Source organism: uncultured Aliivibrio sp., from assembly GCF_946479765.1.
Lineage (GTDB): Bacteria > Pseudomonadota > Gammaproteobacteria > Enterobacterales > Vibrionaceae > Aliivibrio.
This window is the reverse complement of sequence record NZ_CAMLHO010000100.1, coordinates 1-3,830: the sequence shown is the minus strand read 5'-3', so window position 1 is coordinate 3,830 and position 3,830 is coordinate 1. Positions and strand designations below refer to the sequence as shown.

Annotated in this window: 3 protein-coding genes and 1 pseudogene; 2 read left to right on the top strand and 2 right to left on the bottom strand. The window is 36.4% G+C overall.

The genetic code is table 11. The features are described from left to right. Both Q1K78_RS17040 and aqpZ read left to right on the top strand, forming a co-directional pair. A partial coding sequence (locus Q1K78_RS17040; RefSeq protein ID WP_300181597.1) for a DUF3732 domain-containing protein occupies window positions 1-769 on the top strand: 769 nt, incomplete at its 5' end. A gap of 578 nt (window positions 770-1,347) precedes the next feature. Further along, window positions 1,348-2,034, top strand: a complete 687-nt coding sequence (gene aqpZ, locus Q1K78_RS17035) for an aquaporin Z (protein WP_300181595.1) — start codon at window positions 1,348-1,350, stop codon at window positions 2,032-2,034. A 396-nt stretch (window positions 2,035-2,430) separates the two neighbouring features. Here the strand turns inward: aqpZ and Q1K78_RS17030 are convergent, their stop codons facing one another. After that, window positions 2,431-3,447, bottom strand: a complete 1,017-nt coding sequence (locus Q1K78_RS17030) for a J domain-containing protein (protein ID WP_300181593.1) — start codon at window positions 3,445-3,447, stop codon at window positions 2,431-2,433. Window positions 3,448-3,699: 252 nt separating this feature from the next. Further along, window positions 3,700-3,830: pseudogene (locus Q1K78_RS17025) on the bottom strand (molecular chaperone DnaK); the annotation flags it as partial.

Below are 3,830 nucleotides of genomic sequence, written 5' to 3'. Positions count from 1 at the left end.
GACTATTCAAGTCGATGATAAAATCAATGAACTTGAAAGTAAGCTAAAAGAGATTAATTTAAAGTTAGAAAGCTATCCTGCTGAGAAATTTGATTATACATCTTCAAAAGAGAAGTACTATTTCCTTGGGCAAGTCGAAGCGAAAGCCAAAATATTTAGTGAGTTTGATGTTAATGACAAACTTGAAGATATCAGCTTAATAAAAGATGAAATAGACCGTATAATAATTGAAGATACTAGTATTAAGAAAGAGTTAACCTGTAGAGCGATAGAAGAGTTTGTTTCAGAATATATGGAAACTGTAGGTGAATCTTTAGAGAACTATCAGAATTACCTTCCTGTATTCGATTACAAAAATAAAAGTTTGGGCTTAAGAAAGCCTAGAACTACATATATAGAAAATGTTGGTAGTAGTTCTAATCAAATGTTCTTACATTTATTTTTTACACTAGCAATGCATGATATTATCGAGCAAAACAAATCGCCATTTATAGCTCCATATTTGATTATTGATCAACCAAGTAGGCCATATTATGGTGATGAGTCAGAAGAAGAGAAAAAGTTAAGTAGTAGTGATCAAGCAAAAATAAAAAGTGCTTTCAACTTGTTAGATAAATTTATTAGCAATAAAGTAGTGAATAAAAACGATTTTCAAATGATTGTTTTAGAGCATATCCCTGAAAGTATTGTTCATGATATGGAAAATGTTCATATTGTTGAAGTCTTTAGGGGAGGAAATGCACTTGTAAAAGATGAGAATATAAGCTAATTATTACTTTGTTTTTGAATTATAAATATGAAAAGGACAATAAGTTCAACGCTTCTTGTCCTTTTTCGTATCAGCCTTCCACTAACTCCCAATCTTCAATTTCCACTCTTCACAGCAGATCGTAACCATCTAAGTGGCATTCTTGTCACTGGTGCTGGAAAGCCTCGGTTCTTACGCCACATATACACAGTTGCTTTACTGGTAAGGCAAAACATATCTAAAACCTCATCATGGTAGATCAGCTTAGGATAATCAGCCCCAAGCTTTAAAAGTGATCGTTTAAACGATTATTAAAATCAAATCTAAAGTTCAATTATCTATTATTAGCCAAAAATGGCTAAATTTGCATTATTAGCCATTTTTTGGCTAAATCGAAGATTTCCTCAAATATCTGTAATTGCAGTATAAATCAGTGTTACAGCTTTTAGAAAAGTGTCTTAAAAATGGAAATTGGAAATTATTTGAAAACTAAAAGTGTCTATTTTGTTAATCGTCACCTATATTTATTTGAACAATAACTTGGTTCGAGATGAAAAATTTTAGCGAAATCAAGTGATAATAACGTTAAAGGAATAATTATGAATAAATACATGGCAGAATTTGTAGGTACGTTTTGGTTAGTGCTGGGTGGTTGTGGTAGTGCAGTATTAGCAGCAGGTTACCCTGAGCTAGGTATTGGCTTTGTAGGCGTAGCACTTGCATTTGGTCTAACAGTCTTAACAATGGCATTCGCAATTGGGCATATCTCAGGTTGTCACCTAAACCCAGCAGTCTCTATTGGCCTTTGGGTTGGTGGACGTTTTGAAACAAAAGATCTCGTGCCTTATATTATTTCACAAGTTTTAGGCGGGATTGCAGCAGGTGGTATCTTATACCTTATCGCAAGTGGTCAAGCTGGTTTTGATTTAGCAGGTGGTTTTGCATCAAATGGTTTTGGTGAGCATTCACCAGGCGGCTACACAATGACAGCGGCATTGATTACCGAAGTAGTAATGACAGCAATGTTCCTAATTGTCATTATGGGTGTAACAGATAGCCGTGCTCCAGCAGGTTTTGCTCCTATTGCTATTGGCCTATGTTTAACTCTTATCCACCTTATCAGTATTCCTGTAACAAACACTTCAGTTAACCCCGCACGTAGTACAGCCGTTGCGGTTTATGTTGGTGATTGGGCAACGTCTCAACTTTGGTTGTTCTGGGTTGCTCCGATTGTAGGTGCTATCATTGGTGCGCTTATCTATAAGGTGATGGCGAAAGAGTCATAATCTACTAGAAATAAGATACACATAAAAATGCCGATGATTTTAGTCATCGGCATTTTTTATGTCATCTACTGTTGATTAGTAGCTCTGATTACTTTTGATTTTCTTGTTCCATCTCAGCCAAATTGTAGGCTCTGATATCTATTTTGGCGTAATCATTACAATTTACACAGGCGTAGTATTTTGCGCCGTCACAATATCGATGTTGTAGAACCATTGCTGGTTTTCTACACCAATCGCAGTGACCTTCTAAATTAAACATAAAACATTCTCTACTATTTATTCTTTGAATTTATGTGCAACAGCATTTTTTGCTACATTTATTTAACATATAAAAGTGGTGCAAATTATATAGAGAAGGGCTAGTTTGTAAAGGCCTTCCATGATCTTTGGTAATGGTTAATGCTTTATTTGATTGTAGGCTTTGTTAATTTCGGCGAGCATCACACCATCAGAACCGTGATCAGGATGATGAAGTTGTGCTAACTTTCGATACTGTTTCTTGATATCTGTATTATCACTTTGCGCAGTAACACCAAGTAATTGATAGGGAGTAAATCTAGACGGTGATGACTTTTTCTCGGCATCTAGTTCTATATTTAGACGCTTTATCGTCACTTCTTGAGCATCAGCTCTGATCTTTAATTTCTCATTTGTATCTTGCAACTGTTTAATTTTTTCATTCTGCAATGATTTGGCAAAATTAGACTGAAAAGGAGAGCTTGCCTTCTTTTGTAGCACGGTATTTTTTAGTCGAAGAAGCAAGAAAGCAAGTACGACGCACATGATAGCAATCAATAAATAACTACCAAACATGATTAAGGCCGTTGGCTTTTCCATCTGTGTGATGATAATGGTTTTTGGCTCTGGCTCTAATTCAGTGACTTTAGCTTGAGTAATTGTTGCTGGCTCAGGCGTAAGTTCTTTTGGTGCTGTTATCTGGTTTTGTTGCTCTTCAGCCAGTGATTTTAACACTCGTTTGTAGCCAAGCATTGCTTCACCGTGACCATTATGAGAAGCAATTTGATACCACAGAGAGGCATTGTATAAATCTATTTTTCCAGACAACCCGTATTCATAGATCTCACCTAAATAGAACTGGGAAGGAGGATTGTTTTGTGTTGCTGCACGAGTAAACCAATAGATGGCTTGTTTACTGTCCTGAGCCACGCCATAACCATTTTTGTAAATCTGACCTAGGTTGAATTGTGCTGTGGTGTTGTCTTGTATTGCCGCTTGTTTATACCACTGAATAGCGTGATCGATATTGGTTGGGCGATTTGTGCCTGATTCATATTCCATGGCTAGTTTGAGTTGTGCGCGAGCATTACCCAGTTCCGCTTTTTCTTCTAGAGAATCGGCATAAGCAGTGAAGTTAAAAAGCAAAACCAAGATAAACAAGACAGAACGGATCATAAGTTTTTATATATCGATTGAAGTAAAAAGGACGGGCCCTAGTGTAGCGATAGGGGGATGGGAAAGTAAAGACAAAAGAATATGAAGAAGAGATGTAATTATGAAATTCTCCATTCACACAAACAAGAGAAGCAGACCTAGAAATTAAAGAAAAGATAAAGTTACAACTATTGAAAAGGGCGCATGAGTTTCCTCAATACGCCCTGAATTTACTTACTTATCTCTAGAGAGTTTTTATGTTGAGTTAAGGTATTATTTTACCTCTTCAAACTCAGCATCAACAACATCATCTTCTTGCTTAGGTTGTGCTCCCGCGTCAGCACCTTGTGCTTTCTGTTGAGCGATTTCCATTAGCTTTTGTGCTGCTTGCATTAGCTCTTGAG

Excerpts from the sequence above, each read along its gene's own strand:
- aqpZ (WP_300181595.1), top strand. The coding sequence starts at position 1,348 with ATGAATAAATACATGGCAGAATTTGTAGGTACGTTTTGGTTAGTGCTG.
- Q1K78_RS17030 (WP_300181593.1), bottom strand. The coding sequence starts at position 3,447 with ATGATCCGTTCTGTCTTGTTTATCTTGGTTTTGCTTTTTAACTTCACT.